Source organism: Thermosynechococcus sp. M3746_W2019_013 (assembly GCF_015296045.1).
Lineage (GTDB): Bacteria > Cyanobacteriota > Cyanobacteriia > Thermosynechococcales > Thermosynechococcaceae > Thermosynechococcus.
This window is the reverse complement of sequence record NZ_DVDW01000007.1, coordinates 37,575-53,495: the sequence shown is the minus strand read 5'-3', so window position 1 is coordinate 53,495 and position 15,921 is coordinate 37,575. Positions and strand designations below refer to the sequence as shown.

The 15,921-nt window shown below is 57.5% G+C and carries 11 protein-coding genes and 1 pseudogene; 9 read left to right on the top strand and 3 right to left on the bottom strand.

The features are described from left to right. The 7 genes and pseudogenes from IGQ16_RS00995 to IGQ16_RS00965 all read left to right on the top strand — a co-directional run. Positions 1 to 1,505, top strand: a 1,505-nt coding sequence (locus IGQ16_RS00995) for a class I SAM-dependent DNA methyltransferase (RefSeq protein WP_297059912.1), incomplete at its 5' end; no start/stop codon positions are given. After that, the gene (locus IGQ16_RS00990) at positions 1,505 to 3,304 is read left to right on the top strand and encodes a DUF262 domain-containing protein (protein ID WP_297059910.1); all 1,800 of its coding nucleotides are present in this window, start codon (positions 1,505 to 1,507) and stop codon (positions 3,302 to 3,304) included. The genes IGQ16_RS00995 and IGQ16_RS00990, both read left to right, overlap by 1 nt. Further along, on the top strand, positions 3,301 to 4,701 hold the full coding sequence (locus tag IGQ16_RS00985) for a restriction endonuclease subunit S (RefSeq protein ID WP_297059909.1): 1,401 nt from the start codon (positions 3,301 to 3,303) through the stop codon (positions 4,699 to 4,701). The genes IGQ16_RS00990 and IGQ16_RS00985 overlap by 4 nt, the downstream gene beginning before the upstream one ends. Further along, a complete protein-coding gene (locus IGQ16_RS00980) occupies positions 4,682 to 5,161 on the top strand; it encodes a hypothetical protein (protein WP_297059907.1) in 480 nt (159 codons plus the stop codon). The genes IGQ16_RS00985 and IGQ16_RS00980 overlap by 20 nt, the downstream gene beginning before the upstream one ends. Continuing rightward, entirely contained in the window at positions 5,154 to 5,720 is a 567-nt protein-coding gene (locus IGQ16_RS00975; RefSeq protein ID WP_297059905.1) for a type II toxin-antitoxin system death-on-curing family toxin, read from the top strand. Before IGQ16_RS00980 ends, IGQ16_RS00975 begins: the two co-directional genes overlap by 8 nt. Then, complete coding sequence (locus tag IGQ16_RS00970) at positions 5,717 to 8,737, top strand: type I restriction endonuclease subunit R (protein WP_297059903.1); 3,021 nt, start codon at positions 5,717 to 5,719, stop codon at positions 8,735 to 8,737. Before IGQ16_RS00975 ends, IGQ16_RS00970 begins: the two co-directional genes overlap by 4 nt. Beyond that, positions 8,728 to 9,168, top strand: a pseudogene (locus IGQ16_RS00965) (type I restriction enzyme endonuclease domain-containing protein); the annotation flags it as partial. The gene IGQ16_RS00970 and the pseudogene IGQ16_RS00965, both read left to right, overlap by 10 nt. A gap of 704 nt (positions 9,169 to 9,872) precedes the next feature. On the opposite strand, the gene IGQ16_RS00960 reads toward IGQ16_RS00965, so the two are convergent. Next, the gene (locus tag IGQ16_RS00960; protein ID WP_297059901.1) at positions 9,873 to 11,738 is read right to left on the bottom strand and encodes a hypothetical protein; all 1,866 of its coding nucleotides are present in this window, start codon (positions 11,736 to 11,738) and stop codon (positions 9,873 to 9,875) included. A gap of 61 nt (positions 11,739 to 11,799) precedes the next feature. Then, complete coding sequence (gene guaA / locus IGQ16_RS00955; RefSeq protein ID WP_024124192.1) at positions 11,800 to 13,407, bottom strand: glutamine-hydrolyzing GMP synthase; 1,608 nt, start codon at positions 13,405 to 13,407, stop codon at positions 11,800 to 11,802. A 230-nt stretch (positions 13,408 to 13,637) separates the two neighbouring features. On the opposite strand from guaA, the gene IGQ16_RS00950 reads away from it, so the two are divergent. Together IGQ16_RS00950 and lspA are read left to right on the top strand one after the other, a co-directional pair. After that, entirely contained in the window at positions 13,638 to 14,717 is a 1,080-nt protein-coding gene (locus IGQ16_RS00950; protein WP_024124191.1) for an Mrp/NBP35 family ATP-binding protein, read from the top strand. Then, complete coding sequence (gene lspA, locus IGQ16_RS00945; protein ID WP_297059898.1) at positions 14,714 to 15,190, top strand: signal peptidase II; 477 nt, start codon at positions 14,714 to 14,716, stop codon at positions 15,188 to 15,190. The genes IGQ16_RS00950 and lspA overlap by 4 nt, the downstream gene beginning before the upstream one ends. Here lspA and IGQ16_RS00940 read toward each other — a convergent pair. Next, entirely contained in the window at positions 15,187 to 15,918 is a 732-nt protein-coding gene (locus IGQ16_RS00940; protein WP_024124189.1) for a metallophosphoesterase family protein, read from the bottom strand. The two genes, lspA and IGQ16_RS00940, sit on opposite strands and share 4 nt — an antisense overlap. Positions 15,919 to 15,921 lie beyond the last annotated feature (3 nt).

Below are 15,921 nucleotides of genomic sequence, written 5' to 3'. Positions count from 1 at the left end.
TGGGCACCCTCTTCGAGGAGCTGGTGCGCCGCTTCAACGAGGAAAACAACGAAGAGGCGGGCGAGCACTGGACCCCACGCGACGCCGTGCGGCTCATGGCCCGCTTGATCTTCGAGCCAATTGCCGACCGGATCACCGATGGCACCTACCTCCTTTACGACGGCGCCTGCGGTACCGGCGGAATGCTCACCGTGGCCGAGGAAATCCTGTTGCAATTGGCAAAAGAGCGCGGCAAACAGGTCTCCGTGCACCTTTTCGGCCAGGAGATCAACGCCGAAACCTACGCCATCTGTAAAGCCGACCTGTTGCTCAAGGGCGAAGGCGAAGCCGCCGACAACATCGTCGGCGGGCCCGAACACTCGACCCTGTCCAACGACGCCTTCCCTGGCCGCACCTTCGACTTCATGCTCTCCAATCCGCCCTACGGCAAGAGCTGGAAGAGCGACCTGGAACGCATGGGCGGCAAGGAGGGCATCCGGGACCCTCGCTTTGTCGTGCAGCACCGGGGCGAGGAGCTGTCGCTCGTCACCCGCTCGAGCGACGGCCAGCTCATGTTCCTCGTGAACCTGCTCTCCAAGATGAAGCACGACACCCCGCTCGGCAGCCGTATCGCCGAGGTGCACAACGGTTCATCGCTCTTTACGGGCGACGCCGGCCAGGGCGAAAGCAACATCCGCCGCTGGATCATCGAGAACGACTGGCTCGAGGCCATTGTTGCGCTGCCGCTCAACATGTTCTACAACACCGGCATTGCCACCTACGTATGGGTGCTCACGAACCGCAAGCCCGAGCACCGCAAAGGCCGCGTGCAGCTTATCAATGCCACGGAGTGGTACAAGCCCCTGCGCAAGAACCTCGGCAAGAAGAACTGCGAGCTCTCCGAAGAGGACATCCGCCGCATCCTCGATACCTTCCTCCAATTCGAGGAGAGCGAGCAGTCCAGGATCTTCCCCAACGCCGCCTTCGGCTACTGGAAGGTGACGGTGGAACGCCCCCTGCGCCTGAAAGGGATTGACCCGGGGCGCGCCTACACCCCCAAGGAGATCAAGGCGCTGCGGGAAACGGCTGAGCGCGCCGACGACGCGCCGCCAGTCATCAAGAAGATCCACAAGCCTGGCACCGCGCCCGATCCTTTGCGCGGGCTGTTTGAGGTCACCCTCCACGGCAAGACGCGCGTGGTGGAGTATGAGCCGGACACGGAGCTGCGCGACACCGAGCAGATCCCGTTCCTCGAATGCGAGGCTTGCCACCAGCCCGGCTACCTGCCGGGGCCGGAAGACCAGCGCGCGGCCATCGAAGCCTTCCTGCGCCGCGAGGTGCTGCCCTACGCGCCGGATGCCTGGTACGACCCGGCCAGCGTCAAGATCGGCTACGAGATCAACTTCAACCGCTACTTCTACAAGCCCAAGGCCCTGCGCACTCTGGAGGAGATCCGCGCTGATCTTATGGCGGTGGAGAAGGAGGCGGAGGGGCTGCTGAATGAGATTTTGGGAGGGCGCGAATAATGGCGACACAACGTTACTCTGTCACCCCGCACCCCATTGAAACCCTGCTGACCTGGGTGAAATCGGGCGAGATCGCCATACCGGAAATTCAGCGGCCCTTCGTGTGGGACTCGACCAAGGTGCGCAACCTGATCGACTCGCTCTACCAGGGCTACCCGGTGGGCTACTTGATCGCTTGGCGCAATCCCAACCTCAGACTCAAGGACGGTACTATCTCGGCGGGTAAGCGTATCCTCATCGATGGGCAGCAACGGGTCACGGCGCTGATGGCGGCCCTGCTTGGCCATGAGGTGTTGACGAAGGATTATGAGACAGTGCGTATCCGCATCGCCTTCCACCCTGGGGAGGAGCGCTTCGAGGTCCACAACTCCGCCATCGCTAAGGACAGGGCATGGATTCCTGACCTCAGCCACCTATTTGCCCCCGATGCTTACTTAGGTGATTTTGTTGACGATTATGTCAAGCGCAACCCCGAAACCGACCGAAAGCAAATCGGCCGGGTACTCGAACGTTTGAAAAAGATTGTCAACAACCATATCGGCCTGATTGAGCTCGCGGAGGATCTCGACATCGAGACAGTCACCGAAATTTTCATCCGCGTGAACTCGGCGGGTGTTGAGCTTTCCCAAGCCGACTTTGCCATGTCCAAGATCGCCGTTAACGAAAGATACGGCGGCAACCTGATGCGCAAGGCGATTGACTACTTCTGCCACCTGGCCGTGGCTCCAGAATTCGCCTCGAAGATCGAAAAAGGCGATCCAGACTTCGCAAGGTCCGAGTTCTGGCCGGCCATACGCTGGCTCAGGGATGTCAACGACGCCCTTTACGACCCCACCTATACGGATGTGCTGCGCGTGGCGTTCACCTTCGAGTTCGGCCGCGGCAAGCTGCAGGACCTGGTGGCATTGCTTTCCGGGCGCAATTTCGAGACCAAGCAGTACGAAGAATCCACCGCTGAGGAGTCTTTTGCCAAACTGAAATCGGGCATCCTCGCCTTTATGAAAAAGACCCACTTCGATCGCCTGACCATGATCCTGCGGTCGGTCGGTTTTGTCACCAGCGACCTTATCACCTCCCGCAACGCCGTCAACTTTGCCTACATTGTCTACCTCCGCGGTCGGCGCGAGGGTCTCCCGCCCGACGACATCGAGCGGTTGGTGCGGCGCTGGTATGCGATGTCCATCCTCACGGGGCGCTACACTGGCAGCCCCGATACAGCTTTTGACCTCGACATCCGCCAGATCGAGACGCAAGGGCTGCGAGACTACGCTGAAGCCATTATCGCAAGCGAACTGCCGGACACCTTCTGGACCGGAATGCTGCCTCAGCTCATGGAGACGTCCTCGGCCCAGTCGCCATATTTCATCGCCTATCTGGCTGCCCAGGCACGGCTTGGCGACAAGGGTTTCCTCTCCAAGGACATCACCGTCCGCGACCTCTTGCTGAACCGCGGCGACAAGCACCACATCTTCCCGCGCCGGTACCTTCAGCAGCAGGGGATGAACCGCGGTCGCTACAACCAGATCGCCAATTTCGTCATGGCGCAAAGCGAAGTCAACATCGCCATCGGCGACAAGCCACCGGAGGTCTACTTCAAGGAGATCGCCGAGCAGGTGAACGGCGGCCCCAAGCGATACGGCGGCATCACCGACCCTGAAACGCTGAAGCGCAACTTCGAGGAGAACTGCCTGCCCATAAGCCTGCTTAGCGGTCAGGTGCCGGATTATGAAACGTTCCTGGCTGAGCGGCGTCGGCTCATGGCCCTTCGCATCAAACGCTGGTTCGAGGTGCTGGGATGATCAACAGACTCCAACCCTACCCCGCCTACAAACACTCCGGCGTAGAGTGGCTGGGCGAGGTGCCAGAGCATTGGGAGGTCCGGCGGATCAAAACCTTGTTCCGTGAGACGGATGAACGCAATGGTGATCGTAGGAGTCCGCTTCTTTCACTAACACGAGAACGGGGAATTGTACCACAGGCGGAAGCTTCAAACCGAATCGCGAGCGTTGAAGATCTATCAAACTACAAGGTCTGCAAGTCCGGAGACCTGATCATGAATCGCATGCAGGCTTGGTCTGGCATGTTCGCCGTTTCGGGCATAGAGGGAGTCATAAGTCCTGACTACAGTGTATTCCAGCCGAAGGGACCAATTGACGTCCGTTACTTCGAGGCCCTCTTCAAGACTCCTGCGTTGGTTGATGAATTCGCCAAACGATCTAAAGGCATCGGCAGTGGATTCAACCGACTCTACACACCCGACTTTGGCGCTGTACCCATCGCATCGCCTCCGCTGCACGAACAAACCGCCATCGTCCGCTTCCTGGACTGGGCGGACCGACGGATACGGCGCTACATCCACGCCAAGCAGAAGCTCATCAAGCTGCTGGAGGAGTACAAGCAAGCCCTCATCCACCAGGCCGTCACCGGCAAGATTGATGTCCGCACCGGCCAGCCCTACCCCGCCTACAAAGACTCCGGCGTGCCGTGGCTGGGCGAGGTGCCGGAGCATTGGGAGATGGTTCCGAATCGAGCGCTGCTAAAAAAACGCAAGAAGCTTGTTGGAAGTCGGCACTCTGAGTATCAAATGTTGTCCTTGACGAAACAGGGAATCATCGTCCGTGACCTCACGATGCTCAAAGGCAAGTTTTCTGCGGATCTCGGTACGAGCCAGGAAGTGCGGCCAGGGGATTTGGTATTCTGTCTATTCGATATCCCCGAGACACCGCGTACGGTTGGCCTTTCGCCCTACTTTGGCATGATCACCGGCGCCTATACGATTTTCGAGCCACTTGGTAGATGCCGCGGGGAGTTCATTGAGCGTTTCTACATTGCAATGGATGACCGCAAGCTCCTTGCGCCCCTGTACACAGGGCTTAGAAATACCATTCCTCCGTCTGTATTTCTTCAGACGAAAACACCCGTCCCACCCCTCCCCGAACAAACCGCCATCGTCGAATACCTCGACGCCAAGACGGCCAAGATTGACGTCGCCATTGCCGCCGCCCGCCGTGAGATCGAACTCCTGCGCGAATACCGCGAGCGCTTGATTGCCGATGTGGTCACCGGCAAGGTGGACGTGCGCGAGGTGGCGGCACAGCTGCCAGAGGAGCCGCCCGAGGACGAGGTCGACCCTCTAACCGACGAAAGCGAAGAAACCACTGAAACACTCAGCGCCGATGAAGAAACCGAGGAATGACAAACCTTTTCTCCGTGCCGAAACCGCGCCGAAGGAACCTGCTACACGCGGCGAGATCGTCCTCTATCGCGCCCCCGATGGCAGCATCGCGCTCGATGTGCGCCTGGAGCAAGAGACGGTGTGGCTTACGCAAAAGCAAATGGCGCAGCTATTCCAGACCGAGCGCAGCGTGATCACCAAGCATCTGCGCAACATCTTCGCAAGTGGAGAGCTGAAGAGGGAATCAGTATGTGCAATTTTTGCACATACTGCCGAAGATGGGAAAACATACCAAACCCAATACTACAACCTCGACGCCATCATCTCCGTCGGCTATCGCGTCAATTCCCCACCGTGGGACCCAGTTTCGCATCTGGGCCACACAGGTGCTGCGCGAGCACCTGGTCAAAGGCTACACCGCCAACGTCCGTCGGCTGGAGGAGCTCCACCAAACCATCCGGGTGGTGGCAAGCATGACTGAACAGCACCTGCTTACCGGTGACGAAGCAGCAGTCCTGTTGCGGCTGGTGCGCGATTATGCCGATTCGCTGGTACTGCTCGATGACTACGACCACGGGCGGCTGGCGGCGGTAGTGGGGCGTACAAACCAGGCGCAGCCGCTGACGGCGGATGAAGCGCGGCAACTGATTGCGACGCTGCGAACTCATCTTGGCGCCGGGGATCTTTTCGGATGTGAACGGGAACCGGGCCGGCTCGAGGGCATCCTTGCGGCTGTGTTCCAGACGGTTTTCGGTCGGGATGCCTACCCCACCCTGGAGGAGAAAGCCGCTCACTTGTTGTACTTTGTGGTCAAGGATCATCCATTTGTTGACGGCAACAAACGCATTGGTGCAGCGCTGTTTCTTCGTTTCCTCGACAAAAACCAGTTGCTCTACGCTGCCCATGGTATGCGGCGAATTTCGGATGAGACCCTTGTGGCACTGACGCTGTTGCTGGCGGAAAGTCATGCCAAAGACAAGGAGGCACTCACGCGCCTTGTCGTGGCTTTGCTCAATCGTTTATCGAACGAAGTACCATGAAACCTACCGACACCAGCGAAACCGGACTCGAAACTCTGATCTGCCGGGCACTCACGGGCAGCGACTGTGCGCCCCGGACTGCTGGCACCCCGGCGGTAGTGGCTGAGCCTAAGGCAGCCTATGGCGGCGTAGGTTGGCTCCCCGGGGACCCGGCCGACTATGACCGAGAGTACTGCGTCGATCTGGTTCAGCTCGCGGCGTTTCTGCGCGCGACGCAGCCTGAGGTCGCCGACGCGCTCGATCTCGACAACGACAGCCCCACACGGCGGAAGTTTCTGGCGCGCCTTCAGGGCGAGGTGAGCAGGCGCGGGGTGGTGGACGTATTGCGCAACGGGGTTCAGCACGGGCCGCACCGCATCGAGCTGTTCTACGGCACGCCTTCCCCCGGAAATGAGCAAGCGCGGGCACTCTATGAGCAGAACCGCTTCACCGTCACGCGCCAGCTCCGCTACAGCCGCGACGAGACGCAGCGGGCGCTGGATCTTGTGCTCTTCATTAACGGCCTGCCGGTTTTCACCTTCGAGCTTAAGAACCGCCTCACCAAACAGACCGTCCATGACGCCATCGAGCAGTACCGGCGCGACCGCAACCCGCGCGAAAAGCTCTTCGAGCTGGGCCGCTGCGTGGCCCACTTCGCGGTTGACGACAACGAGGTGTGGTTCTGCACCCATCTTGCGGGCAAGGCATCGTGGTTTCTGCCCTTCAACAAGGGATGGAACGACGGCGCGGGCAATCCCCCCAATCCGCAGGGGCTCAAGACCGATTACCTCTGGCGGGAGATCCTCACCCGGGAGAGCCTTACCGACCTCCTCGAAAACTACGCGCAACTCATAGAGGAGAAAGACCTCAAGACCGGCAAGAAACGGCGACGGCAGATCTTTCCCCGCTATCACCAGCTCGACGTGGTGCGCAAGCTGCTCGCCGATGCACGGAAGCACGGCGCAGGCCGGCGGTATCTCATCCAGCATTCCGCCGGCAGTGGCAAGTCCAACTCCATCGCTTGGTTGGCTCACCAGCTCATTGGCCTTGCCAAAGACGGCAAGCCCGTCTTCGATTCCATTATCGTGGTGACCGACCGGCGCATCCTGGACCAGCAGATCCGGGACACGGTCAAACAGTTTGCCCAGGTGAGCGCCACGGTGGGGCATGCCGAGCATTCGGGAGATCTTCGGCGCTTCATTGAGAGCGGCAAGAAGATCATCATCACGACGCTGCAGAAGTTCCCCTTCATCCTCGACGAGATCGGCAACGACCACCGCGGGCGCCGCTTTGCCATCATCATTGACGAGGCGCACTCGAGCCAGGGCGGCCGCACTTCGGCCAAGATGAGCTTGGCCCTGTCGGAGGCGGGAAGAGAGGACGAAGACGAGACCTTCGAAGACCAGATCAACCGGCTCATGGAGGCCCGCAAGCTACTGGCGAACGCCAGCTATTTCGCGTTCACCGCCACCCCCAAGAACAAGACGCTGGAAATTTTCGGCACGCCCGACCCGCAGCCCGACGGCACGATCAAGCACCGGCCGTTCCACGTCTACACCATGAAGCAGGCCATTCAGGAAGGGTTCATCCTGGATGTGCTGGCCAACTACACTCCGGTGAAGAGCTACTACAAACTCATCAAGAAGATCGAGGACGACCCGGAGTTCGATGTCAAAAAAGCGCAGAAAAAGCTGCGCCGCTTCGTCGAGAATCACGAGCATGCCATCCGCCTCAAGGCCGAGATCATGGTGGACCACTTCCACGAGCAGGTGATCGCCAAGGGCAAGATCGGCGGGCAGGCGCGGGCGATGGTTGTCACAGGAAGCATCGAGCGTGCCATCGAGTATTTCCATGCCTTCCAGGCGTATTTGCAAGAACGCAAAAGCCCGTATCGGGCGATTGTGGCCTTCTCGGGTGAGCACGAGTACGGCGGGGTGAAGGTCACCGAAGCCAGCTTGAACGGCTTTCCCTCGAACCAGATCGCTGAGAAAATCCGGAAGGACCCGTATCGGTTTTTGATCTGTGCTGACAAGTTCCAGACCGGTTATGACGAGCCGCTCCTACATACCATGTATGTGGACAAGGTGCTCTCCGGCATCAAGGCGGTGCAGACCCTCTCGCGCCTCAATCGCGCCCACCCCCAGAAGCACGATACGTTTGTGCTCGATTTCGTCAACGACCCAGAAACGATCCGGTTGGCCTTCGAGCCCTACTACCGCACGACCATCCTCGCCGACGAGACCGACCCGAACAAACTGCACAACCTTAAGGCCGACCTCGACAACTACCAGGTGTACGCGCCTGAGCAAGTAGAGGAACTGGCGCGGCGCTACCTAAGCGGGGCTGACCGCGACCAGCTCGATCCCATCCTCGACGCCTGCGTCGCCACGTACATGGAAGAGCTCGACGAGGATGGCCAAGTAGACTTCAAAGGGAAAGCGAAGGCTTTTCTGCGGATTTACAACTTTCTGTCCTCGATCCTCCCCTACACCAATGCTGCGTGGGAGAAGCTGTCGATCTTCCTTAACTTTCTGGTACCCAAGCTCCCGGCACCCAAAGGGGAAGACCTTGCAAAGGGCATCCTCGCAGCGATTGACATGGACAGCTACCGGGTGGAAAAGCAGGCAAGCATGAAGATCGCGCTTGCCGATGCGGATGCCGAGATTGAGCCGGTGCCTGCTGGGGGCGGTGGGCACAAGCCCGAACCGGAGCTCGACCGTCTCTCGAACATCATCAAGGCTTTTAACGATCAGTTCGGCAACATACCCTGGACCGACGCCGATCGGGTGCGCAAGCTCATCACCGAGGAGATTCCTGCCCGCGTGGCGGCTGACGCCGCTTACCAGAATGCCCGCAAGAATTCCGACAAGCAGAACGCCCGCATCGAGCACGACAGGGCGCTTCAGCGGGTGATACTCGCGCTGCTCCAAGATGACTCCGAGCTGTTTAAGCAGTTCAGCGACAACGAGTCGTTCCGGCGCTGGCTTGCGGATACGGTGTTTGGACTCACCTACGGCGAACGTGGCAGCGCAGGGTAGCCAACGGCGAAATTCACACGCGCCGCAAGAAGAATCTCGTCCAGGCGCGTTCCTTTGCGGAGTTGCTCGAACAGGCACTCCGTCGCTATCAGAATCGGGCGATCGAAGCAGCGCAGGTGATCGAAGAACTCATTGCGCTGGCAAGAGAGATGCGCGAGGCGGACCGCCGTAGCGAAGAGCTGAAATTGTCAGAAGAGGAGCTGGCCTTCTACGACGCGCTTGAGACCAACGACAGCGCGGTGAAAGTGCTCGGCGAGCCTACACTCAGACAGATTGCCCGGGAGCTTGTGCAGATCGTGCGGTAAAGTGTGACCATAGATTGTACGGTGCGCGAAACAGACAGAGCTTCTGTCTGCAGAATGGGCGATCGCCTGAACGGGGTATCTAACAACCACTTCCAACGGACAGTCCCCTACGCAGCCCGCTGCTGAACCGGGTCATTGGAAACCGGAGGACATATCAGCAGCTTTTGAGAAGTAAGAGAAATTGATCAAAGCATCTTGAGGAGTCACATCGCCGATGTGTATTTTTGCTTGTGCGCCGACCCTTTGTCGTCGAAGCCCATAAGGCAGAAAGTGGATAAACTACCAGACGACATTTCCAGGACGCCCTTGAATCAGATTCATTGGTGGAATGGGGGTATAACCAGAGATGATTTCCAGGCACGGAACGTTCTTTTCCAGCAGGAGGACCAGGCCACCTACATCAAGAAGCTGCTGGAAAAATGCTTGCAGGAGAATATGGCATCGCTCATCTGATCGCCGACAGATCGTCAACCGGAGGGGCAGTTGTCCAGTCCAGAGGACATTTCCCCAGAGGTGCGCGCAGATCTCTCGGAGGCAGCACAGTCTCAGTTCATCACAGCCTCTAATGAGGTGCTAAAGGAGTCGAATGATGAAGAGAATACCCTGATGAAACCTTGGGAGCACACCAAAGCCCTCTTCCAATGCAATGAGAAGGGCATCTATCTAGATCCTAGGGTGTGCATTTTTTTGCAGACCTAAGAGCAGGAGAATGCTCTCTGGGTAGACGTCTAAGCCAGTGTAGGATTCTCTTGGAGGCTGGTGTTGATGAGCCGCTGAGCCATCAGTGCTCAGACGGGGAACCCAGAAGGGCGCTGGTTCCAGTGATCTTACTACCGCGATCCGCCAAATAACCAATGGAGATTAACCCCTACCCCTGGGGACTCTTGACCAATGAGACCTGAATTGGGAATACTGCTGCCAACTGCCGTTGAGCCATAGAGATCAATTCCCAGACCCCACTGGGGCACAACATAGCGCAATCCTGCACTGTAAACACCTGTTTGCCCAAAGACAGGTGTGGCTTCGGCAATAAATTGGAGGTTGCGGACAACTTCAACATTGAGGCCGATCCCAACGCCACCCACCACTTTTTGAGCGGGCGTCAAAATCCCCAACTTCGGATTCAGCAGCAGTGCCACATTCTTGGTTGGCTCATACATAAAGGCGAGTTCCAAACCCCCTAGGGAACGACTCGCACCCCCTCCCTGCTCAATGCCACGATTAAATGAGCCTTGAAAGGCGAAAGAAAAGGGATCTCCTTGAGCCTGATCGAGGAAGCGCAACTTGGCTGCCAGCCCCAACTGCAGGTTGCCACTGTAGTTGATGTTTTCGATGAGGGTTCTGCCGCGCTCCCACTGTTCAATGGCAACAGTCAATTGGGCATCGTAGGCCAGCCCAAAGCCCACCTGAAAACCGGTTCCTGTGGTGCCGCTATTGCCCCGCAGGTACAGCATACCTGGATCGAGGGTACTGGGGGAAGTAAGAGTCAGACCATTAAGGAGCAGCTGGCGATCGCGATCTGTGAGGGGTTGCCGCGGCCCGCTGCGAAAACTGGGCAGAAAAGGGGGAGCAAAATCAGGTCCCATATTGGGGGTATAGCTTAATCCCGCCATGATGCCCACTTGATCGGCACCGGGCAAAAAAGCCAAGGTACGACTTGCAGGGGTGATTCCAAAGGCGTTGGTTGCTGCCAGATCAATACTCACCGAGGGGTTCACGAGGAAACGCACACCAGCACTCCACACGGGCAGGTTGACGATCGCGCCATCACTACTGCGCACCGCATTGCCCCCAGGCCCCACCGGCATATTCACATCGGCAAAGAGGTTAAACCGAGGATGGGGTTGCCAACTGATGCCGGTGCCAAAGTTGACGTTGGTGTCGTAGAAGTTTGCCCCGCCGTTAATGGTGGCGGGAAAGTAGGTGAGGTTTGGTGTAAAGTGCCACTGTAACTGGGGATTGAAGGTGTAGGTAAGGGGAACTTGGAGTGAAGCAGCCACCGTCCATGTCCCTGTTGGCGCCGCAGCAGGCGTAAAGAGAAAATTGCTCGATCGCAGCCGCACCGCCTCTAGGGAGCCAGCCACGGCTACAGAGAGGTTTTTGCCACGATGCACTTGATATTTGAAACCACCGGCGATCGCCCCAAACTGAAGGTCAGGTTGTAGCCCATTCACCAAGCGTCCCAAGGGGTCGTCGTAGTAATTGCCACTAAAGCTCACTTGCAAACGATGATTGATGGCATAGTCAATGGAGCCATAGAAAATTTGTAGACCGCCGCCGCCGCCAGCCACTTCGGGATCATAGTTGCGAATTCCCCCCCGCAGTTCAAGGGTTTGCTCGGGCAGGATATTGGCCGTCTCCAAGTTAAAGAGACGGGTAGGCGGACGCATTAAGGGGGGAATGCGATACTGGGGTTCTTCGGCAATGACCGGTCTCGGTGCCTGCTCAGCGACGGGAGGTAAAACCGGTTGCGCCAATTCCTCTGAGGTCGCTGGCTGCCACGGGCGATCGCCACTGGGTTCAGGACCAGCTTGCCACTGGGGGGGAGTTTCCGCCGTTGGTACCACTTCAAAGGTTGGGGGAGTTGTCGGCCGAGCCTCAATTTGCCACTGGGGTGGCCCAGATTGCGCCGCTGCCCCTAGGGGCAGCCACACACCTGCACCGAAGCTAAGGGCCAGCGTCCATTTACTATTCATGCCACATCCCTCACACCACCATCTCTCCCAGGGAAACTGATCGCTCCCCCTGCCAGCAAATTTACTCCCACTCAATGGTTCCCGGCGGCTTGGAGGTAATGTCATAGACCACCCGATTCACCCCCGGCACTTCGTTGACAATGCGGTTAGAAATTCGCTCCAGGAGGTCGTAGGGGACCCGTGCCCAGTCGGCGGTCATGCCATCTTCGCTAGTGACAAATCGCAGCACCACCGGATAGGCATAGGTGCGCTGATCCCCCATGACTCCCACGGTACGAATCGGCAGTAACACCGCAAAGGCTTGCCAAAAGTCGTGATACATCTCAGCGCGGTTAATTTCCTGCCGCACAATCAGATCCGCATCCCGCAGAATCTCTAGGCGTTCCGGGGTCACTTCCCCCAGAATCCGAATTGCTAAACCAGGACCGGGAAAGGGATGCCGCCGCACAATTTCTTCGGGTAGCCCCAGCGATCGCCCCACTTGGCGCACTTCATCCTTAAAGAGCTTGCGTAGGGGTTCCACCAGCTTAAAACGCAAGTTCTCGGGCAGGCCGCCAACATTGTGGTGGCTTTTAATTTTCACGGCTACGCGCTCACCAGTTTGGGGGTCAATGTTGGCATTGGCAGATTCAATGACATCGGGATAAAGGGTTCCCTGCGCTAAGTAGTCAAAGGGACCGAGCCGCTGTGATTCTTCTTCGAAAACGCGGATAAATTCATGGCCAATGCGTTTGCGCTTTTCTTCAGGATCGGTGACCCCCACCAGTTGGGCAAGGAAGCGATCGCGGGCATTGACGTACTCCACCTTGATGTGAAACTGCTCCTGAAAGAGCTTGAGAAGTCGCTCGGGTTCCCCTTTGCGCATAAACCCTTGATCAATAAACATACAGGTGAGTTGATCGCCAATGGCACGGTGCAGCAAAAAGGCCAGCGTCGAGGAATCTACCCCCCCCGACAGGGCAAGGAGCACCCGTTTGTCCCCCACTTTGGCTCGCACTTCCCGGATGGCTTCTTCAACAAAGGCAGCAGTTGTCCAAGTGGGTTCGCAATCACAAATGTGATAGACAAAGTTGCGGATCAGGGCAATGCCCCCCAGGGAATGCACCACCTCTGGGTGAAACTGAACTCCATAGAGTTTCCGCTCGGGATGGGCGATCGCTGCCATTGGCGTATTGTGGGTATGCGCCAAGACCCGAAAACCCGGGGGCAACTCCGTGACACTATCGCCATGACTCATCCACATAATTGTTTCCTGCTCAACATTGGTGAGCAGATCCGTGGGGTCATCAATAAAAAGCGCCGCCTTGCCATACTCGCCGGCGATCGCTCGCTCCACCCTTCCCCCCAACTGTTGCACCATCAGTTGCATGCCGTAGCACACCCCAAGAATGGGAATCCCCAGGTTCCAGATCTCCGGATCGCATTGGGGCGCATTTTCGTCATAGACAGAGTTGGGGCCACCGGAGAGAATAATGCCCTTGGGTGCCAATTGGGCGAGTTGCTCAGCAGTGGTGCGATAGGAAATGACCTCGGAATAGACTTGGGTCTCCCGAATGCGGCGGGCAATCAGTTCCGAGTATTGCGACCCAAAATCGAGAATGACAATGAGTTGGCGTTGCAGGCCTTGGCCAGTGGCTGTATCCGGTTGGTGGAGGGTGGAGTGAGTCAACGTTGCAATCCTTCTGATCCCAAATGGCTCATACTTTCCAGAATACCGCCCTTTTCTAGAAATTATGGCCTGGGGGAAGTGATTCTCGCCCACGGTAACTTTAGCGGTTTTCAGAGGCTTGACTTCTTGGCAGCGCAGCGGTATCGCTGCTGTTGGCGACAGGGGAACTTGCCCAACATGGTACGATCGCTACCTAAGCTACTCAATAAACGTCAGTTATTCACTACCCCATGAGCGCCCCCCTAACCGTTGAATCTGTTTTAGCAGCACTGCGCCCCGTTGAAGATCCGGAACTGCGGCGATCGCTGGTGGAGTTGAACATGATCCGCGATGTCGCCATTGAGGATGGCACGGTTCGTTTTACACTGGTGCTGACAACCCCCGCCTGCCCCCTACGGGAATTCATTGTCGAAGATTGCAAAAAGGCCGTCTTTGCCCTACCGGGGGTAATGGATGTGCAAGTGGCAGTGACCGCTGAAACGCCCCAGCAAAAAAGTCTGCCCGATCGTACCAATGTACCGGGGGTCAAAAATATTATTGCTGTCTCCAGTGGTAAAGGGGGGGTTGGCAAAAGCACCGTTGCCGTGAATTTAGCCCTCGCCCTTGCCCAAGCGGGGGCTGCCGTCGGCATTATTGATGCCGATATCTATGGACCCAATGTCCCCACGATGCTGGGGCTAGAGGAGGCCATTGTCGAAGTGCGCAAGGAAGCAAGAGGCGATGTCCTGTTACCCCCAGTGGCCCACGGCTTGAAAGTGGTCTCCATGGCCTTCCTGATTGATCGCGATCAGCCAGTCATTTGGCGTGGTCCCATGCTCAACGGCATTATTCGCCAATTTCTCTACCAAAGTAATTGGGGGGCATTGGACTATCTGATTGTGGATTTGCCCCCGGGCACTGGGGATGCCCAACTCACCCTGGCTCAAGCGGTGCCCATGGCGGGTGTGGTGATTGTAACAACGCCCCAACCCGTTGCCCTTGGGGATGCGCGGCGGGGATTGCGGATGTTTCAGCAGTTGGGGGTAACGGTCCTGGGGTTAGTGGAAAATATGAGCTACTTTATTCCCCCTGATCTGCCCAATCGTCGCTATGACATTTTTGGCAGTGGCGGTGGCGAAGCCTTGGCAGCGGAAATGGGTGTGCCGCTTTTGGGACAGATACCCTTGGAATTGCCCGTGCGGGAAGGGGGAGATTTGGGTCAACCGATTCTGATTGCGGATCCGCAGTCGGCTGCCGCTCAAGCGCTGCGGGCGATCGCCCAACAGGTGGCAGCACGAGTCTCTGTGGCTGCCCTGAGCTCTGTGGGATGAGCAGTCAGCGGTTGAAGATCAAGAACTTCCTCTTTTGGTGGGTTGCTGGTCTCGCCTTAGCTAGCGATCGCCTGACCAAAGCATGGATTGTGGCCACCTATGCCCTCACAGTGCCGCCGCAAACAACGCCCATTATCCCGGGTGTCTTTCACATTACCTACGTTACGAATACTGGGGCAGCCTTTAGCCTCTTTGCCAATGGCAGTCTCTGGTTGCGCTGGCTGTCCCTCATTGTTAGCTTGGGGCTGATCACTTGGGCAATTCTAGGTCCGCGGTTAGATCGCTGGCAGCAGGTGGGCTATGGTTGTTTACTGGGTGGCGCCTTGGGCAATGGCATTGATCGCTTGCTCACGGGTGAGGTGGTTGACTTCTTGGATTTTCGCTGGATTCAATTTCCCGTCTTTAATGTGGCAGACATTGCCATCAACATCGGCATTGTGTGTCTTTTGTGGTCCGCGTCGCACCAACGCTAGCCCCTATTCCAAGACAACTTTGCCAAATCGACAAGAAATGTGTCCAGTTCCCCCTGGCGGGTACCACCGTAGAGCACATTCACTTGATAGACCCATTGATTGGTCCAGTCGAGGGCCGTCAGGTAGCCACTGCGGCGATGGTAAGCACCGGTTTCAATGTCTAGCCAACCGGCACCCCGCACAATTTGTCCTGCTTGAACCCTGGGAAACGTAAAGGTAATGGTGTGTCCGACCACAATAGTTTTATCTGGAAAGTAGGGGCTGGGGTGAGCCAAAAAGGACTCGCGAATCCAGCAACACTCTTGATGAGTTTGCTGTTCTAGGGGCAATGCCGGATTCAGCCCCGCATGGACAATAAACACATTCCCTAAATCTTGATAGAGGGGCACCGTGTGCAGCCAATCCAAATGTTCCCAAAGCAACTCTGTGGAGGTGTAGCTGGCAAGCGTCTCATCTCCACCACTTTGGGACCAAACCAAGAGTCGTGCCGGATTGATTTGTTTGCCCTCAAAGGTGAGAAGCATCATATCCTCATGGTTACCCCGTAGGGCACCATAGCCACACTGTCGCACCAATTCAACTACGGCCGCACTCCTGGGGCCTCGATCCACAAGGTCACCAAGGAAGTAGAGGCGATCGCCCACTGTGGGGGAAACGAGATCCAGCAAACGGCACAGACCCTCGTAGTGACCATGCACATCCCCAATTAGGATGAGGCGGCTGTCCACCGT

Coding starts and splice junctions, on each gene's coding strand:
- IGQ16_RS00985 (WP_297059909.1), top strand. CDS start 3,301: ATGATCAACAGACTCCAACCCTACCCCGCCTACAAACACTCCGGCGTA.
- IGQ16_RS00960 (WP_297059901.1), bottom strand. CDS start 11,738: ATGAATAGTAAATGGACGCTGGCCCTTAGCTTCGGTGCAGGTGTGTGG.
- IGQ16_RS00975 (WP_297059905.1), top strand. CDS start 5,154: ATGACTGAACAGCACCTGCTTACCGGTGACGAAGCAGCAGTCCTGTTG.
- IGQ16_RS00970 (WP_297059903.1), top strand. CDS start 5,717: ATGAAACCTACCGACACCAGCGAAACCGGACTCGAAACTCTGATCTGC.
- IGQ16_RS00980 (WP_297059907.1), top strand. CDS start 4,682: ATGAAGAAACCGAGGAATGACAAACCTTTTCTCCGTGCCGAAACCGCG.
- IGQ16_RS00990 (WP_297059910.1), top strand. CDS start 1,505: ATGGCGACACAACGTTACTCTGTCACCCCGCACCCCATTGAAACCCTG.
- IGQ16_RS00950 (WP_024124191.1), top strand. CDS start 13,638: ATGAGCGCCCCCCTAACCGTTGAATCTGTTTTAGCAGCACTGCGCCCC.
- lspA (WP_297059898.1), top strand. CDS start 14,714: ATGAGCAGTCAGCGGTTGAAGATCAAGAACTTCCTCTTTTGGTGGGTT.